This window comes from Priestia sp. SIMBA_032 (assembly GCF_046535215.1).
In the GTDB taxonomy this organism is placed as follows: domain Bacteria; phylum Bacillota; class Bacilli; order Bacillales; family Bacillaceae_H; genus Priestia; species Priestia aryabhattai.
In genome coordinates, this window is record NZ_JAWRXD010000003.1 from 378,740 (window position 1) to 398,189 (window position 19,450).

General features: G+C 37.5%; 19 protein-coding genes, 3 tRNA genes and 1 pseudogene. 8 read left to right on the forward strand and 15 right to left on the reverse strand.

The window, feature by feature from the left end:
• Positions 1–138: 138 nt before the first annotated feature.
• A complete protein-coding gene (locus SB717_RS12080; RefSeq protein ID WP_074681398.1) occupies positions 139–1,521 on the reverse strand; it encodes a sigma-54 interaction domain-containing protein in 1,383 nt (460 codons plus the stop codon).
• A gap of 108 nt (positions 1,522–1,629) precedes the next feature.
• Entirely contained in the window at positions 1,630–3,765 is a 2,136-nt protein-coding gene (gene recQ, locus SB717_RS12085; protein ID WP_410903799.1) for a DNA helicase RecQ, read from the reverse strand.
• Between the two features lie 270 nt (positions 3,766–4,035).
• On the opposite strand from recQ, the gene SB717_RS12090 reads away from it, so the two are divergent.
• The 5 genes from SB717_RS12090 to SB717_RS12110 all read left to right on the forward strand — a co-directional run bounded on the left by SB717_RS12090 (position 4,036) and on the right by SB717_RS12110 (position 6,673).
• The gene (locus SB717_RS12090; RefSeq protein WP_074681402.1) at positions 4,036–4,455 is read left to right on the forward strand and encodes a hypothetical protein; all 420 of its coding nucleotides are present in this window, start codon (positions 4,036–4,038) and stop codon (positions 4,453–4,455) included.
• Between the two features lie 339 nt (positions 4,456–4,794).
• A complete protein-coding gene (locus SB717_RS12095; RefSeq protein ID WP_013056955.1) occupies positions 4,795–5,121 on the forward strand; it encodes a YflT domain-containing protein in 327 nt (108 codons plus the stop codon).
• Positions 5,122–5,229: 108 nt separating this feature from the next.
• Positions 5,230–5,496, forward strand: a complete 267-nt coding sequence (locus SB717_RS12100) for a hypothetical protein (protein WP_259345840.1) — start codon at positions 5,230–5,232, stop codon at positions 5,494–5,496.
• A gap of 265 nt (positions 5,497–5,761) precedes the next feature.
• Entirely contained in the window at positions 5,762–6,316 is a 555-nt protein-coding gene (locus tag SB717_RS12105; protein ID WP_182005464.1) for a DUF3231 family protein, read from the forward strand.
• A gap of 63 nt (positions 6,317–6,379) precedes the next feature.
• Positions 6,380–6,673: a hypothetical protein gene (locus SB717_RS12110; protein ID WP_410903800.1), complete on the forward strand. Its 294-nt coding sequence runs from the start codon at positions 6,380–6,382 to the stop codon at positions 6,671–6,673.
• Positions 6,674–6,699: 26 nt separating this feature from the next.
• Here the strand turns inward: SB717_RS12110 and SB717_RS12115 are convergent, their stop codons facing one another.
• The 3 genes from SB717_RS12115 to SB717_RS12125 all read right to left on the reverse strand — a co-directional run bounded on the left by SB717_RS12115 (position 6,700) and on the right by SB717_RS12125 (position 9,881).
• Complete coding sequence (locus tag SB717_RS12115) at positions 6,700–7,290, reverse strand: hypothetical protein (RefSeq protein WP_410903801.1); 591 nt, start codon at positions 7,288–7,290, stop codon at positions 6,700–6,702.
• Complete coding sequence (locus SB717_RS12120; RefSeq protein WP_410903802.1) at positions 7,260–8,876, reverse strand: FUSC family protein; 1,617 nt, start codon at positions 8,874–8,876, stop codon at positions 7,260–7,262. The genes SB717_RS12115 and SB717_RS12120 overlap by 31 nt, the downstream gene beginning before the upstream one ends.
• A gap of 189 nt (positions 8,877–9,065) precedes the next feature.
• Positions 9,066–9,881, reverse strand: a complete 816-nt coding sequence (locus SB717_RS12125; protein WP_074681410.1) for a hypothetical protein — start codon at positions 9,879–9,881, stop codon at positions 9,066–9,068.
• Positions 9,882–10,059: 178 nt separating this feature from the next.
• On the opposite strand from SB717_RS12125, the gene SB717_RS12130 reads away from it, so the two are divergent.
• Positions 10,060–10,998, forward strand: a complete 939-nt coding sequence (locus SB717_RS12130; protein WP_410903803.1) for a VanW family protein — start codon at positions 10,060–10,062, stop codon at positions 10,996–10,998.
• Between the two features lie 73 nt (positions 10,999–11,071).
• Here SB717_RS12130 and SB717_RS12135 read toward each other — a convergent pair whose 3' ends face one another.
• The 9 genes and pseudogenes from SB717_RS12135 to SB717_RS12170 form a co-directional block, all read right to left on the reverse strand.
• Complete coding sequence (locus SB717_RS12135; protein WP_013083059.1) at positions 11,072–11,194, reverse strand: YjcZ family sporulation protein; 123 nt, start codon at positions 11,192–11,194, stop codon at positions 11,072–11,074.
• 188 nt (positions 11,195–11,382) lie between these two features.
• A complete protein-coding gene (locus tag SB717_RS12140; RefSeq protein ID WP_074681414.1) occupies positions 11,383–11,895 on the reverse strand; it encodes a GNAT family N-acetyltransferase in 513 nt (170 codons plus the stop codon).
• A 78-nt stretch (positions 11,896–11,973) separates the two neighbouring features.
• A pseudogene (locus SB717_RS40235) lies at positions 11,974–12,210 on the reverse strand (YczF family membrane protein).
• 423 nt (positions 12,211–12,633) lie between these two features.
• Entirely contained in the window at positions 12,634–14,034 is a 1,401-nt protein-coding gene (locus SB717_RS12145; RefSeq protein WP_410903804.1) for a Na+/H+ antiporter NhaC family protein, read from the reverse strand.
• Positions 14,035–14,249: 215 nt separating this feature from the next.
• Positions 14,250–14,321 (reverse strand) — tRNA-Gly (locus SB717_RS12150).
• Between the two features lie 19 nt (positions 14,322–14,340).
• Positions 14,341–14,422: transfer RNA gene (locus tag SB717_RS12155), tRNA-Leu, on the reverse strand.
• Positions 14,423–14,448: 26 nt separating this feature from the next.
• Positions 14,449–14,522 (reverse strand) — tRNA-Trp (locus tag SB717_RS12160).
• 226 nt (positions 14,523–14,748) lie between these two features.
• A complete protein-coding gene (locus SB717_RS12165; protein WP_410903975.1) occupies positions 14,749–16,143 on the reverse strand; it encodes a phospholipase D-like domain-containing protein in 1,395 nt (464 codons plus the stop codon).
• 312 nt (positions 16,144–16,455) lie between these two features.
• Positions 16,456–16,725 carry a hypothetical protein gene (locus SB717_RS12170; RefSeq protein WP_074681420.1) on the reverse strand — a complete coding sequence of 90 codons (270 nt, stop codon included), beginning with the start codon at positions 16,723–16,725 and terminating at the stop codon, positions 16,456–16,458.
• Positions 16,726–17,238: 513 nt separating this feature from the next.
• On the opposite strand from SB717_RS12170, the gene SB717_RS12175 reads away from it, so the two are divergent.
• Both SB717_RS12175 and SB717_RS12180 read left to right on the forward strand, forming a co-directional pair.
• A complete protein-coding gene (locus tag SB717_RS12175; RefSeq protein ID WP_410903805.1) occupies positions 17,239–17,514 on the forward strand; it encodes a GerAB/ArcD/ProY family transporter in 276 nt (91 codons plus the stop codon).
• A gap of 12 nt (positions 17,515–17,526) precedes the next feature.
• Positions 17,527–17,781, forward strand: a complete 255-nt coding sequence (locus SB717_RS12180) for a GerAB/ArcD/ProY family transporter (RefSeq protein WP_410903976.1) — start codon at positions 17,527–17,529, stop codon at positions 17,779–17,781.
• 139 nt (positions 17,782–17,920) lie between these two features.
• Here the strand turns inward: SB717_RS12180 and SB717_RS12185 are convergent, their stop codons facing one another.
• Positions 17,921–19,255, reverse strand: coding sequence for an FAD-dependent oxidoreductase (locus tag SB717_RS12185; protein ID WP_410903806.1), 1,335 nt, complete (start codon positions 19,253–19,255; stop codon positions 17,921–17,923).
• Between the last annotated feature and the right edge of the window lie 195 nt (positions 19,256–19,450).

Consider the following 19,450-nt stretch of genomic DNA (forward strand, 5'->3'; position numbering starts at 1 on the left):
TTTTATTCATGCAAAATGCATGCCAATTTTTATCGCCCTATTTAGGCAACTATGGACGATTTTTAATTCATAATAGAATCAAAACAAAAAAACTGATTCAGTATTGAATCAGCTAATTCATTTTGAATTAAATTTCCCTTATTTAATATGGTACTTTCGTAAACGTCTTACGACCGTAGGCTGGCTGATTCCTAATGCATTTGCCATTTCATACGTTGTTTGACACTGGCGATAAGCACGAATCAGCCAGTTTTTCTCCACTTCTGCAAGTGCTTGCTGAAGCGTCATTCCCTGAGAGGTTAACGTATCAAGAGTCTCCCATTCTTCTTTTTCACTTCTGATATTTTCTGAGTAAAACGGGAGGTCTTGAAGAGAGATGCTGTTTTCATCCGTTGTTAATACAAGGCGTTCAATTGTATTTTCAAGCTCGCGAACATTTCCAGGCCACGGATGTTCAAGAAGTAGATTTAATGCTTCTGCGTGAAAAAATTTCTTCATGTTATATTTTTCATTTTGTTTATGTAATACATGATAAAGCAGTGCTGTGATGTCTTCTTTTCGCTCGCGAAGCGGAGGAATAGTAATCGGAATAACGTGCAAGCGATAAAATAAATCTTCGCGAAACGTTCCTTTTTTGACCATTTCCTCAAGCGGCTGATTGGTTGCTACAATTAGCCTGAAGTTTACGTGGTTGGCTCTTTCACTTCCAATTTTGGTGACTGTTTTTTCTTGCAGTACTTTTAACAGCTTTACTTGCATATCAAGAGGAAGTTCCCCTATTTCATCTAAAAAAAGCGTACCGTTATGAGCTAATTCAAACTTTCCTATTTTCCCTTTTGTACTTGCACCTGTAAAAGATCCTGCTTCGTAGCCAAACATTTCAGATTCAAACAAACTAGACGGAATGGCTCCGCAGTTAATTTCAATAAACGGCTCTTCTTTTCGTTCACTTCCATAGTGTAAAGCACGGGCAAAAGCCGTTTTACCAACACCCGATTCACCTAGCAACACAACCGTTGCATCGCTGTCTGCCACACGATTAATAATCGACCATACCTTTTTCATCGATTCACTTCGTATGACCATCTCATTTGACTGCTGTTCCCGAAGCTCTTCCACTTCTAGCTGATATGTTTTCATTTTCACTTCGAGTTGCTGATAATCTTCTTTTAAGCGCTGAAGCTCTGTTAAATCATGCGAAAAGCTGATGACTCTTTTCATACACTGATGTTCATCATACACGGGAATACCGGTTGCCATTACAACTTTACCCGTTTCTGTTTTTTGCATCAGCTGTACTTCTTTCTTTTTCTTTAATACTTCAATCGTAACGGAAGGTGAGAATATCCCGCGATTTTGCAGTTCATATACGGTTTGTCCGACTAAGTTTGACACGTCATACCCGTATATATCGCGGCAGTTTTGACTCGCTCGTAAAATACACCCTTTTTCATCAGTGATAACGATATTATCGTGAGAAGCATGCAAAATAGCTTCAAGCTCTCGTTCAATCATTCCCATTCACTCCTCCTTTTTATTCAATCTGATTTTTCTAACATTTATAGCTTTTATTTTATCAGTAAACTCCCTTATTCAACACAAAAAGCTCCTTTAATAGGAGCTTTTCGTTCAAGATAACTGCTTCATTTTTTGTTTAAACAACGCTACTTTTATCATAAAATAAGTGATGTTTTCAGGTAATTCTTCTTTGATTGGTTTTAATTTTTCATCGCCTACTGAGGAAGCAACTTCTAAAATAAGCTGTTCGTCCTCCTCTGAAAGAAAAGGTGCCCAGTCAATTTCTTTTTCTTCTTCTGCACATTTAAACAAGTGATTTTCAATGGTAATACGGCTCAATTCACGTTCTTCAGCAATTTCATCTAACGATTTTCCTTGCTGAAATAGCTCATACGTCATTAAGTGAGAGCCTTCTTTTGATGAAGCTCTTGCTTTTTTCGGAGCAGGTGCAGACACTTCTCGCTTTCGATCTGGATGTTCTTCACAAAACTGTTTAATTTCAGTCGTGAATCGTTCTCCGTATCGCTCTTGTTTTTGTTCTCCCACTCCTTTTACAGTGGCGAACTGTTCAATAGTTACCGGAAGTTTTGCACACATATCATGAAGAGTGTCGTCTGAGAAAATGACAAAAGGAGGCACACCTGCTTCGTCTGCTAGCTGCTTTCGAACAGAGCGCAAATGAGCAAACAGCTCGTCGTCTTGGACAATTTGCTTCACTTCCATTTGTTCTTTTCTCATCACTTTTTCCGTACCAAGAAGTACACCTTTTCCTTTGGCCGCTACGGATAAAGTAGGAAATGACCCTTGTCCTACTAAAATAAACTGCTCTGAAATCAAATACTCGATAAAATCGCTCACTTCTTTAGCAGACCGGTCGCTCATGACGCCGTACGTTTTCAGTTTATCAAAACCAAAATCAATTACTTTTTTATTTCGAGAACCCGTTAACACTTGAGCAATCATCATTTTACCGAAACGTTCACCCATACGAATCATACAAGACAACACTTTTTGCGTATCAACCGTTACGTCTACTTCCACCCGATCATCCGTACAGTTGCTGCAGCGGCCGCACTCATGCGCTTCACTTTCTCCAAAATAATGAAGAATATACGCCTGCAAGCAGCCTTCTGTATGACAGTAGTTCACCATACTTTGCAGCTTTTCAAGATCTTGAATCTGCTTTTTAGGATTCGACGTTGACTGTTCAATTAAAAAGCGCTGCACGCGAATATCTTGAGGTGAATAAAGCACGATACACTCACTTGGAAGTCCGTCACGACCAGCACGTCCTGCTTCTTGGTAATAACTTTCCATATTTTTCGGAAGCTGATAGTGAAGAACGAAGCGAATATTCGATTTATCGATTCCCATTCCAAAGGCGGACGTGGCTATCATTACCTGAACATCATCTTGAAGAAAGCGATTTTGCTCTTCATCACGGCTGTTCGCATTCATACCGGCATGGTATTTTGATACGTTAACTCCTGATTTTTGCAATCTAGCATGAAGCTCTTCAACATCTTTACGCGTAGCAGCATAAATAATGCCTGCTTCTTGGTCATTTTTACGGATATACTGATTGATATAGCTGATTCGATCCTGGCCTTTTACAACAGCGAACGATAAATTTTCACGTTCAAACCCAGTCATTACCGTGTACTCTTCATCAATGTGAAGAGCTCGGCAAATATCTTCACGTACTTGAGGCGTAGCAGTAGCCGTCAGCCCCATCACAATCGGAGCATTAGACAGCTTGCTGATCAGTTCACTGATGCGCAAGTAACTCGGTCTGAAATCATGGCCCCACTGTGAAATACAGTGCGCTTCATCTACCGCTACAAGCGGAATAGGAAGCATTTGAAGCTGTTCTAAAAACTGCGGAGACTCCAGTCGCTCCGGTGCTACATAAAGTAACTTATACTCACCAAGAGCGACTTCTTCCAAGCGCTGCTGTACTTCCATATGCGTCAGCGAGCTGTTAATATACGTGGCCGGAATACCAGCTGCGTTCAGCGTATCCACTTGGTCTTTCATCAAAGAAATCAACGGAGAAATAACCAGTGTTGTTCCTTCTAAAAGCAATGAAGGAATCTGATAACAAAGCGACTTCCCTCCACCTGTTGGCATAATACAAGCGGTGTTGTGCCCTTCTAAAACATAACGTATCGACTCTTCCTGTCCTTTTCGAAACGAATCATAGCCAAAATAGGACTGTAAATGTGTTAAAGCTTGTTCAAATTGCAAAATAGCGTCCTCCTTTAAAATAAGTAGAAATAGTAGTTGAGGGATTCATTGGAAGGAATTAAGACGTAGGGTTTTATTTTATCAAATCTTAGGGGAAGTTGCACAGAATTCGTTGATTTAAGGATATAGCAAAAATGATAAGCGAAAAGCCCTCAATTTGTAACTCTCTTTCCTATCACAAACAGTCTTTTTATGTATGTCAGGACTCCTTTCCTAAAAATCTTTCCCCATTCCATTCTTTTTTCCTGTATACTTAAAGATAGGAAAGAGGTGCTTATCACGAGACATCCTGTAGAAACGATTTATTATTTAGAAAATCCACAGCGTAATATTTCAACATATGCTTCCACAACTCAGTTAACGGTTGAGTCTGTTGTGAAAGATGTGTTTGGTGTTGCTTGCGTAGCAGATATTAAAATTATGCTTCAATATAATAAAGAATTCCGCAAAAGTATCACTCAATTACACAATGCAATGGACGATGATCTTACGTTAGAAATGGTTTTTCGAGTTGCTTCAAAAGAAGATTTGCTTCGATTTAAAAAAAGTTTACTTGAAAGTAGTTTAGATGACGCAGAAACGTCAATAGATTGTCCATTCAGCGCAACCATTCAATTACAAGATGGTCGTTATACATGGAACGAGTCTACTTCTGTTTATGAAAAACAAAAAGAACGTCTTTCATCTTAAATTTCTCTATTTTCATGTATGCAAAAAGCCTGGATCTTAAGTGTTTAAGATCTAGGCTTTTTGCAGTTTGTACTGTACCTTAAAAGGTCAAAAAAAAAACGATGCAGGAAAAAGGCTGGCTAAAGCTGCTTTCCGCTTATTCTTCGCCAGATTCTCCTTAAAACTAACAGCGCTTTTCCCTCTTTTTCTATGTTAGACTTTTCAACTCAATTTCAGTAAATAGGTTTTATCACTTCCAATAACGTGTATACATAAAGCAAGAGGATAAGTTACTTAAACTTCTCTTCATTACTCAACGTATTCGAGAAAGTTGTCTATCATACAAGGAGGTTTTTTGAAATGGTAAATGTAAAAGTAGTTGAAAATGGCGTACAGGCAAAAGATACAATCGAACAATTTTTGCGTGAAGGATTTACAAAGGACGAAGTTTATTTACTTGCACACCATCAAGATCGCTCCGAGGATTTAACAGCTGCAACAAATACAAATAATATCGGTCTTTCTGAACAAGGTGTTTTTGATGCCATTGCGAATGTGTTTCGTTCTCGAGGAGACGAGCTTCGTGCTAAAATGCGTTCATTAGGATTATCACAGCCGGAAGCTGAACGCTATGAAGAAGAATTAGATCACGGTAAAGTAATCGTCGTTGCTTCAAAAGTTGCTTGATCTAAAAGCCCTACAGCAGGGCTTTTTTATTTTTTTCCTCTCTTCTTACCCTTTCATTAAAGAAGGCATTCATACATATGATTATGAAGATAAGAGTTACTGCGAGGAGTGATATATTTGATTATAGGAATTGAGTATACAAAACGTGTAAAAGATGGATTGATTGTTAAAAATATTCCTTACAAGGTACACGATAAACCTTGTGATGAAGGCTGCTGTAAAAATAATAAAACGATAGGCGTCAGAGACAAATTAAGAGTTAATTGGTTGTTAAACGTTTTTATGCCTAGCAAAAATATAACGGTATTTGATTATAAATATTGGTCAGAGGAACTAACTTCGTTATGGAGAGAGCATCGGAGAAAAACTGTATAATACTCAAGATAAAAAAATCTCCTTAATGAGCAAGGAGATTTTTTTCTATCGACTTTATCTTCTAGCACCAACCTATTTATCAAGCATTTCAACATTTTTTATACCTTTAGATGTTGGTACCATAACCATTATAAATTGCTGCGTAGGATGCTTTTCCTTCCACTCAGAATAACCAATTTTATATGTAACATTTCCTAGCTGTGTTTATCCTTTTCTGCTGAAGGCAATAATGAAGATGCATAAACTATATAAAGGGTGAAAAGTTATGATTAACGTCATTGAGACACTAATTGATTATATAAAGAACTCTTCTACAGATGATCCGCCCCCTCGCCCACATGTCGGTGAGACTATGGGATGTTGGCTGTACTTCACTGCTTTAGCGGAAGAAATACCTGCCTTAGAAACTTGTCTTAATACAACAACCAACAGTGAACTGTTTAAGCTTGCTCAAGACTCAAAAAACCTGGCTGAATCTCAGATTGATACACTAAAAAAATTAATGATTAAAGAAGGAATTCCCCTTCCTGAAATACCGGCTACCAAGCCGAAATCGGACCCTAACAGTATTCCATTAGGAGCAAAAGCCACGGATTCTGAAATCGCTAACTTAATATCTATAAAAATCGCCTCTAATATCGTCATGTGCAGCACGAATATGGGACAATCTATTAGAACCGATATTGGATTAATGTGGTTGAAATTCCACACTGAAAAGGTCATATTAGGATCAAAAGTAAAAATTCTAATGCAGCAAAAAGGATGGCTCAAAATTCCGCCTTATTATTATCCACCTGGAGCCCCTCATAACTCTAATTGAAGTGTTCTTAGGTAAGCAGCATAAATAACCTTACATCCAACACATTTAACGAGGTGCTTGAACATGGATTTCCCTACAATTCATACAAATTTTTGGGACGCAGTCATTGGTGTTCCTGTCGTATTAATCATAACACAGCTGATCAAGTGGCTTTTTCATCCTAAAAAGCAGTATGTTCCGACTATTGCTTTAGCTGTCGGCGTGCTGTTTTCAGTATTTATCAGTCACCCTCATCATATTATTGCCGGGTTGTTTATGGGATATTTTTATGGATACGCCGCAATTGGCAGCTATGCCGGTCTCAAAACAACGTGGAGAACAATTAGAAAAGATACGTCACCTTATTCATCAGACTAAAAAACCAGCGACATATTCGCTGGTTTTTAACCTTCACTACTTATTTCTTCTGCTCCTAGCTCTTTGGCTAAGTGAACAACCGATTGATTGATTTTCCATACGTAATAAATGTTGTGCAGCAACTGCAGATGCTGTAAGTTTCTTGATTGAACGGACGTATCAAAATAATCTAAAGATTGTTCAATTTTTTGTCTTACATCTTCAAGCGTGTATACATACGTTCCTCTTTCTCCTCGCAGCGCTTTTTCAAGCTGAGTGAAATTGCTTGCCACTTTCTCTTCCACTTCCTTGACTATACCCTGAAATTCTACTTCTTTATAAAAAGCTTCGTTTCTAGTAGAAGATGCTACTAAATGCTTGGCGTAATAATTAATGGCGGTGAAAACGGTCAAAAATTGCTGAAGACGTGAACGGCCAACGAAACCTTTGATAATAGGATCTGAATCGACATGAAGCTGTTTTAGCTTTTTTTCTAATTCCATTCCTTTATCAGCTAAATTGGCAAATGCGTACTGCTTCGTAAAACGATGTAAATAGGTATGAACAAATTCTTTTAAAGCCGCTACGTATTCTACTGAAGTGTCGGTTATTTTATCTCTTGTTCTTTTAGGAAACACAAGAGCAGAACGGCTAAGGCAATTCCAACTCCTACAACTGTATCTAATACGCGAGCTAGTAATAAACTTTCTGAAATCCCGCCAAGAAGCATGTCATACATAAAGGCCAGCATCATCGTAATCCAAAAGCTCATAAACGAATACGTAATAGGAAAGAAATAAAAAGCCATAAACACACAGATAAAAAGAAGCGTTACTTCAAGTATCCCGGGTGAGACAAAGCTTGCGACAACAAAGCCAACAGCTGCTCCTAAAAGCGTTCCTACGCTTCGCTGCACGGCTTTTACAAACGTACTTCCTATCGTTTCTGTACCGAGAAGCACTAAATAGCCTGCTAACAGCGCCCAATATTGATGCGATGGAGATAAAAACGAGCCAAATATTAATGTCGCAACGGCAGTGATGACCGCTTGAATAGACTTTTTCGTAGACGGTTTTAATCCTTTTTCTTCATCATTATCCTCTTTGTCTTCTTGTTCTTCTGCTTCTTTTTGAGGCTGTTTTTCTTGTTTCACAATTGCCTGCTGCAGCTCATAGGCTTCATCAATGACATGATTTGATATCGTTTCGATACGGCGGATTAAGTAAAGCCAGTCTTTATACCTTTTGTCTTGAGGTTCGAGTTCGCTTAATTTTTGACGCAGCTCTTGCAGATGCTGAGCTGCATCCGTTAAGGAATGAGTAGGATTTTCATTTAATACCTCTGCTTCGCGAATCGATTCCACTAGCTTTAATAGCACCTGCTGAATATCAAAATGATTAAATGCCTTTAATTCACTGAGCTTTCGAATCGCCGGGGAATATGTCTGGAGCAGCATAACTGTATCAAATACATAAAGGCGCATTTGTTCAGCTGTTACGCCAGGCCATATGTCGTGGGGATCTGTATTTCCAAGCTCTTCTGAGGCTACACGGGTATACTCCGCTAGTTTTTTAATATTTCGGTTATACTGTTTGATTTGAGGTGGTTCAATACTTCTCTTTTGAATTAACTCAATAATTAAATCAAGCACCAGATTAACTTGAATATGAAACGATTTCATTGAAGATCTCAGCACGTTGGCAGGTCGGTCTTTAAAGATAACAAAATTATAGATAAATACACAGCAGGCTCCTACTATGACGCCAGCTAACAGCCAAGGCAGCTGAGAGAATGTAACGTGTAAAATAGAAGCAAAATAAAACGACATAAATGCTACCATCGACAGAGAGAAATAGCGAATACCAAATTTCTGTAAATAAAAAGACAAAAACACTAGCAGAACGAGAAAAACATTTTCTGCTTGTCCATATCGTGATAGAAACGAGCCAATGCCGAGAGAAACGGCACTAGAAAGTGCTACTAAGCCTGTTGTCACTTTTTTTGCTTTTGTTGTTTCATCATTCACAACCAATATACCCATCAGGCCGATTACGCCCGATAAAATAGCAGCGGTAATTTGTGAGCTTCCCGCTGCTTTTAATACAATCAGCATAATAACGACCGCTGTAATGACGCTGATTGTAGCTTTAGAAGCCGTTTTGAGCCTTTTTCGTCCAGGATCTGCAGCGACTAAGCGGCTAAACCAATATGAGAAAATAAACACCCTCTCCTTTCGTTCTGTAGAGTTCTTTGTAGAAAGAGTAATATTATTACTTACACCCTTTTTTATTCTTTTCTATCGTATGTAAGGCACGTTTTTCCACCATAACATTGCGAACGGCTAAAGAGCTAAACAAATGCTTAAAAACACATCTGTTTTTTGTCAGATGTGTTTTTAAGCGATAATGGTTCATTACAGTGTAAGAGAAGAAATTTCCCACCCGTTTGTTAACGGATTTCTTTTTAAAGTAAAAACCATCGTTGTCTTTTGAGCCCCTTTATCTTCGTAATAAATAAGACAATCTACGGCGATTTTCTCTTTTGTTTTATACTTTTTTGCATGAAATAAGGCCGTTTTATAATAAATAGTGGAGATACTATGCAGTTTTGTCCATAGCTTATGCTCTTGCTTCACGCGCAAAACCGGCTGCATTAAGGCATCGTCATCTTGCTTTAATCCCGTTAAAAACATATTGACGACTTCTGCCGGCTCAGCTTTTAATGCATATTCATCAAGCTTTCCTCCTGCTTTTAATACCATTAACTGATGACTTGGATCCACATTTTGAGACTTGTGAGTCGTACTTCCTGCAAAATGAATGCAAAAATGACCGGGGAACCCATTGTCAAGCGCACCGGCTCCGTGAGGCATTCCATTCATGGAAGCTGCAAGCATTTGGCCTTTAAACGGAATAAGAACAGCTCTTCGGTTCCAGCTCCATTTTCCATTATATAAGTGCTTCATTACTTTCGTATCTTGACGTGTAAGCGGCTGAACATCTGCATGGTGTGAGCCTGCTCTTCGCTGCACATAAAAGTAAAAACCGGTTTCTACATCAATAACTTTAAATTTTTTCCCCTTTGGCAGTAAGCTTTCTACACGTTTCCACTTTAATACTTTTCCTGTATCACTTACCGGAAAGTACGTAAGGTTTTCTTCTGCTTTCATCTTTTGGGGATGCACAAAAAAACTAATAAGCATAAAGACTAAAATCATCAATTTTGTCATTGTCTACCCTCATTACCTTGTAGTTTCTCTATGTAATATGCGAAAGTACACATACAATTATAAATAGAAATTTTTACACGCTCGACTCATGGAAAATAATACAAAAAAGAGCTTGTGAATCCTATACATTAAACGGTTCATTTTATTCATACTAACAGGTGAAAGCGAGGTATATGATATGAATTTCACTTGGATGGTTGGACTTTTAATGCTCATTCAACCTCTTTCTTCACAAGACCACCTATCTATTACTCATGACGGTAAACCAATTGAACGGATTGAACGGGACAAAGTGGCAGTACCTCTTCTTCCTGTACCTATGGTTGATCATGATCGATACAACCTTCTTCTAAAAGAATTGGATAAAAAAACATATAGAGAGCCCATAAATGCCCGCATTGATAAAAGCGGACAAATTGTTCCTGAGCAAGCGGGTGTCAAACTATATCATAAAGATTTTGCGGAGAAATTTTATACTTATTTTTTTAATGGCGGTACGTCAACACTAGAAATCCCGACGCTTCCTGTTCCGCCTCGCGTGGATAAGGAGCTGCTTGCAACGATTCGAATTAAGCAAATCGGTCATTATCATACGGGATTTAACCCTCGTAATAAAAATCGTTCTCACAATATTTCTCTTGCGGCCAAATCACTAGACAGCAGCGTCATATTTCCTGGGGAAGTTTTCTCTTTTAATCAAACCGTTGGAAAAAGAACGGCAGCAAAAGGATATATGCGTGCGCCAATCATTGTAAAAGGAGAGTATTCTGAAGGAGTTGGAGGAGGGATTTGCCAAGTTTCTTCTACCTTATTTAACGCCGTCGATAACGCTGGCGTCACAATTACGCAGCGTTACTCACACAGCCGCAGTGTTTCCTACGTACCTCCTGGGCGAGACGCTACCGTCAGCTGGTATGGACCTGACTTTCATTTTAAAAATACGTACAGTGATCCTTTGTTGATTCGAGCGCAGGTACACGGGGGAGTCGTAAGCGTGGCCATTTACTCTACTGATGCGATTGAATATAAGCCTCGCCGCGTGCCTTGGGCTTCTATTGACCAATTGCCGAAAGAGAAAAAAATTGAATCACATGTTGATACTGAGCCTGCTGACTAATCATCTGTTCCAGCTTTTTATAATGAACACAAAATAGCCTAAAGGGTATCCTTTAGGCTATTCAGTGATATAATTAGCAGCCGTAGTAGCCACCGTAACCACCGCTATAACAACTACATCCGATAATTACTAATAGAATAAATAATACAACTAATAAAGCGAAACCAGAACCAAATCCACATCCAGCATTAGACATACAAGCACTCCCTTTCAACGTAATTTTCTGTTGCTAAAACAAAGAAGGTTCAAACATGGGGTGTTTCTCATGGATAGCTTATTGTATGTCTGCCTAGACGTTTTGGTTTACTTTTCTGCTCATTTTTTAAAAATTGGGCTTGTTTTCATCTTTACAGCTCGGAAAATGTAATTCCGCAAAAGTAAAGCTCATTTCCACTCTTCCTTTAAAATCGCATAATAATATTCATCCCACCATCCTTTTTCGGTTGGAATACATTTTTTAAAATACCCTTCTCTTCTCATCCCGATCTTCTCCATAACACGATAAGAAGGCGTGTTTTCAGGTTGACAAGTAGCAATAATCCGATGCAGTTTCATTGTGTTAAAGCCATAGTCCACTATTGCTTTTGCTGCTTCTGAAGCATATCCTTTCTGATAATAGAGAGAATTAAATACCCAGCCAATTTCATAAGTATGGTCCCCAAAATAGGTAAAAAAGACGATATGACCAATTAAATTTTTTTCGTTTTTTAATAAAACTGGAAAATTTTTAACATTTCCTTTCATATTTTCATTTACAAATTTCTTCGCATCATCCTTACTAAAAACACCTTCTGGTATGTACTTCATGACATGAGCATCAGATGTATATGCGTAGACATCTTGCCAATCTTCATATTTAAATTTGCGTATTAGTAATCTGTTAGTCTCAATATTCATGTCGTTCTCCCCTATCTCAAAGCTATCTTTTATACACTTGTTTCGATAGTGAAGATATAAAAACCTCTTTGCACCAAGTTACTGTTGTTTTTGTTGCCGCTTCTTTAAAAGAAGATAAAGCGACTCTGTGAAAAAGAAAAATAAAAGAGAAAAAAGGACAAATAATTCGGCCAACTCCGTTACACGAAACGGGCTTAAAGCATTGTATAGTTATAGTGCCTGCAGTACGTTCTTTCCTTGAAAAAGATCAATTCCTACAGAAAGAGCGATCGCTGATCCAAATGGCAGCAGGCTAACTCCAATAATTTTCATCATTTTCTCTCCTCACCTAATCTTTACTTACCTCATAGGGTCGTCATTTTTATTTACCGTCATGCAAAAGATGCTTTGTTAAAAATTACATAATTATACGGTTTTTGGTCAAATTAATAAAAACTATAGTAAGGGTGCTTTCATTTATGCCTTCGTTCTTTAAAAATCAAACAAGCAGTGAACAAGCAGAGTCTTCTTTTAAGAATTTGCTTTCTGAGAACCTTACCTTTATTAATAGGTACAGCTACTTTATTTAAAATTATCGAGGTGATGTTCGTGTATATATGGTTTTATGATCATTTTGTTAATACCATCTTATTTCCGCTTACTTGTATCATGCTAGTATGCCTGTCATTAGGACTGTATGCATACTTTAAGCTGAAAAAAATGAAAAATTGATAATAAATAGATGGCTATTTCTCGCACTCAAAACATGAAAGATACAACAAGATAAAAAGCAACTGTTATTCCCGCTGCAATTAAAGCTGGCTTTAATTTGTACTTGGCATATTCAATAACAGATAAATCTAATATTTTGGCGATGGTATTCGTATCGTCGCTTAAAGGTGAAGAAAATGCTCCAAAGGAACCGCTCGCAAACACCGCACCGATAATTAATGGCAAAGAAAGATCTGCAGAACTTGCAAGCGATACGCCAAGCGGCATTAAAATCCCCCACGTTCCCCAAGCAGACCCGATAAAGTAAGAAATAGCAGCTCCAAACACAAACATAAAAGGAGTGACAAACATTTGAGGAATCCACTTGGAATGTGCCGTCACAAAATTTGAAAAACCTAAGTCTTCTGTAACAGCGGATAATCCCCATACTACCGATAACAGCAGAATAACGGACATTAAGTCATTGCCTCCTGTAATAAAACCATTAAGCAAATTCTGTAATGTAAAGCGCTGAAATAAGAAAAAAATGAGGGTAATTAACGTAGTGATAATTAAAGCTACTACCATCGCTTCTAACACGTCTGCTTTAATAAATGCTTCAAAAAAGGTGTGGCTCTTGTGATGCCCGCTCCACCATGTTAAAAATAAGGTAAGTGAAATCACAATAAGTAAAGGTACTAACAAATTCCAAGGCTTAGAAGGCAAATCCTTCGACACGCAAGGATGACAATCATGCCAATCTTTTTCGTCTTCTTCCTCTAGCTTCATAGGAGCCGTAGATGTTGAATGATGAAAAAAGCTGAAATAAATCCCTACTAGAATAATCACAATCGAAAAGAAGTTATAAGGAATGCTTTGAATAAACAAAGAATAAGCGTCTTGTTTTATGCCTTGATGATCAATTGCCATTTGAATGATTGAGACCATATACCCTACAAATGCCGTTGCCACAGGAATTAAGACAATAACAGGAGTAGCAGTTGTTTCAATAACAAACCCTAGCTCTGCTGTCGTCATTTTCACCTTTTTGAGTAGTGCTCTCATGATGGGCGCGATCGTCACAAAACGAAATGTGGGAGCACTGAATGTTCCCATGGTTGAAACATAGGTTAAAATAAGAGCTTTTTTTCTTGTATCAATTCTTTCTGCAGCTGTTTCCACAAAACCTTTAACTCCTCCAGCCATCTTAATCATTCCGATAAGCCCTGAAAACGCGTATAAAAAGACGACGATTTCTATATTACTTTTATTTCTAAGAGCTTGTACAACGTAGTGAAGTAGCTTTTCAACACCTCCGACAATCGAATGTTCAATCAAATAAGCACCTACTAATAAGCCTAAAAACAACCCTGGCAGCACTTGTTTGGTAAAAATAGCTATGGGAATAACAATTAAAAACGGTATAATTGAAAACCAACTAGATTCCATAGGACTCTCCCCTATCTTAAAGACCATATTAGATGTCTTCACGTATCATTCATTAGCTTTTAATGTAACCCCAATATTATGTGTATATTCACGAAAACAACACGTATAAGCAGCATTGCTTTAATAAACTATTTCTAATTAAAAACCGCATCGTAAAAATCTTTATTTCTACAACAAAAAAAGCAGTTTGCACATGCAAACTGCTTTTGAAAAGAAGCGGAAGACGAGGTTCGAACTCGCGACCCCCACCTTGGCAAGGTGGTGTTCTACCACTGAACTACTTCCGCGCGTATATGAAAGTAAAGATGCGGGTGAAGGGACTTGAACCCCCACGTCATAAGACACTAGATCCTAAGTCTAGCGCGTCTGCCAATTCCGCCACACCCGCGTGTGAATTAAAAGATAACTCCAAAATGGCAGGGGCAGTAGGAATCGAACCCACACTGACGGTTTTGGAGACCGTAGTTCTACCTTTAAACTATGCCCCTAGAAATGATTTCTTCAAAAGAACCTCGTTTATTGACGACGCTATATTATAATAAAACATATATGAAATTTCGTCAATAGGTCTTTTTAAGAATCATGACTAGTACTAGCGATTTCAAAAAACTGTGAGGCATATCACAGCTTTTTATACTCCCCTCCGCCAGTTGCAGTAGCTTTTAATTCTACCATTGATTTTCAGTAAAAGCCTTTTTTAGGCACAGGGCGGAACTATACAAAATGTCTCCAAAATCGCGTGAAGACTGAAAGGATATGTAGGAGTGCAGATTTTACAGGAGGGACATTTTTTTGAGAATCCGTATTAAAACCCACAGGTTCTCCCTCGTTTCCCACAAGCGTACTGTGAGAAATCTTAGTTTCAATAGCTCCTGTTAGCTCGGCTGCAAATTCTTCACTATCTATCATAACCATGGATTCAGTATTTAAAAATACTGAACGTGAATCTAAGTTAAAAGAACCAACTGCACTTAAACGCTGATCATAAACAACAGATTTCCCGTGAATTGAATAAGGCTTTTGATATTCATAAAGCTTTGAACCAGCTTTTATAACGCGATTCTTTACTCCCAAGTATGCAGAAAAAGCCATAGCATTTGGAGTGGATGTAATCGAATTAGTTAAAATAATTCTTTGCACTTTAGATTTTACTGACTTATCTATATACTGTTCCATCTCTTTTGTTGGTACAATATAAGGACTTTGAACGACAATGGATTTTTCAGCTTGCTGGGAAAGCTTAATAAACGTTTTCCATATGAAAGGGCTTTTATTCATTCGTTGAATAGGATTTGTAATAAAAGAAACCTTTCTTGTAGGCATGGTTGATTCTCTCCATACAATATAAGGATGGACAAAAGGTTCGTTTGCTCTTTTGGCCTCTTCGTATTGATCTATTAACAATTTCTTTCCTGAAAGGCCACGAAATTCTTTAGTCTTCTTGAGCTTTGGAAAAGCTTTGCGTGTATACGGGTGGTTCCATAATTTCTCTACATACTTCTCCATTGAGAGAATGACACTATTACTTTCTTGCTTTGTGTTATAAATTAGCACATCACGGTCATAAACAAAATTTTTATTTGGTTGACTGGCCAAGTATTTATCTCCAATATTTCGTCCTCCACTAATACCTAATTGGCCATCGACTACTATTATTTTATCGTGAAGACGATTATGCCATGTCCAAGGTTTAAGAATAGTAAAGGGCTCATAGTACTTTAATTCAATATTATTGTGGAAAGCTAGAGCATACAGAACATTTTTTCTCTTGCCTTTTAACCCATGAGAGATCCCGTCTAACAGCACTCGAATACGTATACCTCGGTCGGCAGCTTCGAACAAAGCGCCCATAAGTAAATCCGAAGAACGACCTTTACCTATGGAAAAGTACGCAATATCGATTGTATGCCTCGCTTCTTGAATCATCTGCATCCGAACAAGCCCTGAAAAATAACCGTTTTCCAAAAGCATAACGCGGTCTGTGGATTCTTTCTTTCCGTAAAAATTCTCAGTATTCATTACTTTTAAGTCTTTTCCCTGGTGCAAAGGGACATAAAACAGTACCACTGCAGTTACGAATATATATATGAAGTACAATACGGCAATCATTATTAGTATATTTATTAGCATGTTTCCTGTCACAATCCCTTTCCATTCTTATCGTTTCTTTTTATTAGGATTCTTACTTTTTTAACTTCTATACCTTTTAAAATAAGAATGAAATGATGGATTATTTGTTACACCACTGTTGATTTCCGTGCAAGACTTCGCCTTTCCCTCCAAACGACAGCTAGAAGTAATTGTATAAATGAAACCTACGTTTACACTACCAATAAAAAAAGCAGAAGTTCATTATCTTCTGCTTTTGCAATTTAATTTATACCCTACTGTGAACCTGCTCTAAGTAAAAGAGCGGCTCTTTTATTGATTAAGATCGTTTTCCATATCTTTTATATCTTGCTGAAACTCGCTTAAACGCTGACGCTGTGTTTCAGAAGCATTTTCAAGCGCGTTCTCGATTTGCTGAGAGGCTTCATTTACTTCACCTATCGCTTGCTTCGCTTCATGTCCATACGATGCATCATTTTTAGCTTCATTTGCCTGTTCATATGCATCTACTGCTTCTTTATGCCCTTGCTGTGCTGCTTGAAACGATTGTTGTTTATCTTTATTGTATGGGAATTTTTTCATCATAGTGCTCCTTTTCATTTTTTCACTCTTTAGTGTGGCATTTTTCTACTTATTCATACGGCGTTTCAATAGGTTAAAGCTGTATGAATATTCCTCATAACAAACCCCCTCAATCATTTAAGAGCTCTAAAAAATATCTTCTATCTTCTGAAATACTTTCTATATTTTACAGAAATGTATAATCACTTTCTTTAGCGGACATCATACGAATAGTTTATCTGAACGAAAAAATGTATCGGGGTTGACTGCATGCACTTGTTTCTTTCCTTTTTGATCATTTGTGCAGGGATTATATGGGTGGAAATAAAAAGATTACCTCAACATTCTCATAAAAAGGAACGGAAAATTTTTATTGTATTCATGACAATCAGTATCATGATCGCTTTTGCAAAAATCTTTCGGCTGCCTCTACCGAACCCTTCTGATTGGGTAGAAGTAATGTTTCAGCCTTTAAGTCACTTATTATTCCGTTGGATCACTTAATTAGTGTACATGGCAAAAGGATGTGCTCATTTGCTTAATGAAATCAATATTTCAGCTGCGCAGTTTCGCAAATTAGTAACTTTGTATAGCCTCGGAAGCACAATTATTGTTGTGCCTGCCGCTATTACAGCTGATGCTCATCAAGATACCTGCATTGCAGCACTCTTCGGAGTAGCATCAGGAATTGGCTTAGTTTTGCTTTTTACCTCACTAGGAAAAATGTTTCCCACGCTTACACTGATGGAAATGAACGAAAAAATTTTAGGCAAACTGTTTGGAAAGATTGTGTCTGCTGTTTTTGTGTGATCTAATTTATTTATCAGCAGTCAAGTTCTTTACTATGTAGGAAACTTTCTTCAAGGAATTGAAGTAGTCATTGCCATTTTGTGGTTTATTACTCTCTTTTTTAAGCTTTGCATTTACTTTTACACTACTCTTTTGGGGTTTGCTAATGTATTTCATATAAAGGACTACAAGCTATTTTCTTTTCCAGTGGCACTCATTATGATTGCACTTTCCCTTATTGTGTATCCAAGCGTTTCTTATCAAAAGAGTTTGGATACAAAAACGTGAATCCCCTATAGTTTTTTCGTAGGAGCTTTATATCCTTTTATTCTTCTTATCATAGGATGGATCCGCTTTAGACCTGCTAAAATAAAAATAAAAAAGATAATAAAATCCACATAAAAAAAGCAGGTAGTCACCTGCTTTTTTATGCTTGAAGCGCTTGAAGGCCTGCTTGGTTTAAAAAATGCCAAGGCTTATTAAAGTGGGGTTGAAAGAAAAAGTCCATAAAGCCAAGCTCATCGATCGTCATTTCTTGCTGTACGCATACAGACAATGTATTGATTGCTTGAGTGGCATCAATTTTAGAAATAACCTGTGCTCCTACAATTCGTCTCGTTTCTTCTTCATATACTACTTTTAACATAATATTTTCGTACGTTGGCATGAATTCTGGTCGGTTATTTTCTGATATTGTGATACTTTTCACATTCATATCAAAAAGAGAAGCGGCTGTTTCTGTTATGCCGGTAGATGCAACATTGTAATCATAAATATGCAACCCTGATGTTCCTTGTGTTCCCATATACTTAATCGTCGGCTTAACAAGATTTTGAGCTACTAATGTTCCCATTCTAACCGCATTTGTAGCAAGCGGAATATAGGCATGTTTCTTAATCGGATTGTAGTAAATCGCACAGCTATCTCCGGCAGCAAATATATCTTTTTTGCTTGTTTGCATATATTCATCAACCACAATTGCGCCATTTGGAAGCATGTCGACCTGTCCTTTTACTAAATCTGTATTTGGACGGAAGCCAACACACAAAATCACAAGATCCGCTTCGTATTCGCCTTCAGTTGTCACTACTTTTTCAACAGATCCCTCACTGCCTGCAAATTTAGTGACTGCTTGGTTTAATGCTAATGTGACTCCGCGATTTTCAAACTCAGTTTCCATTAGGTTCGTAAATTCTGGATCAAGATATTTATTTAAAATGCGATCCGCACTATCAATAAACGTGACTTCTTTTCCATACACTTCGAAGGCTTCTACTAATTCTGCACCAATATAACCCGCACCAATTACAGCTATTTTCTTCGCTTGTTTTGCTTTTTCAATGATATGATTGGCATGCTGATAGTTTTTACAAAGCACAATATTATTTAAATCGATGCCTTCAAGGATTGGAATAATCGGCCATGATCCAGTTGTCATCACTAATTTATCAAATGTATCTTCAAATTCTTCGTTTGTTTCTAAATTTCGCACTGCTATTTTTTTGTCTTCTGTATCAATATTCGTAACTTCATGTTTCATTTTCATATTTACACCCATCTCTTGCAATTCAGACGGTGAAGAGTAAAATAAGCCATTTGCATCTTTTACGACCCCGCCTACATAGAGCGCAATTCCACAAGACAAAAATGAAACATTATCATTTCGCTCATAAACTGTAATTTTAGCTTCTGGATAAAGTTCTGCCATATTTTTTACTGCTGCTGTTCCTGCATGTGTACACCCTACTACTGCAATTTTCATAGATGATATCCCCCTTAGGATTATAGAAAATATGATATTGTGAAGTTTTTCACATATATTGTGAAATGTTTCACATATCTTTTACAATTCTTATTATACAAACATGTTTGTCCTTTTTCAAGAGATATGCGAAAAAAATCACATACTTTTTTAAAAAAATATGCTACAGAGTTCTTTAAACAGCTTTGAAGCTTG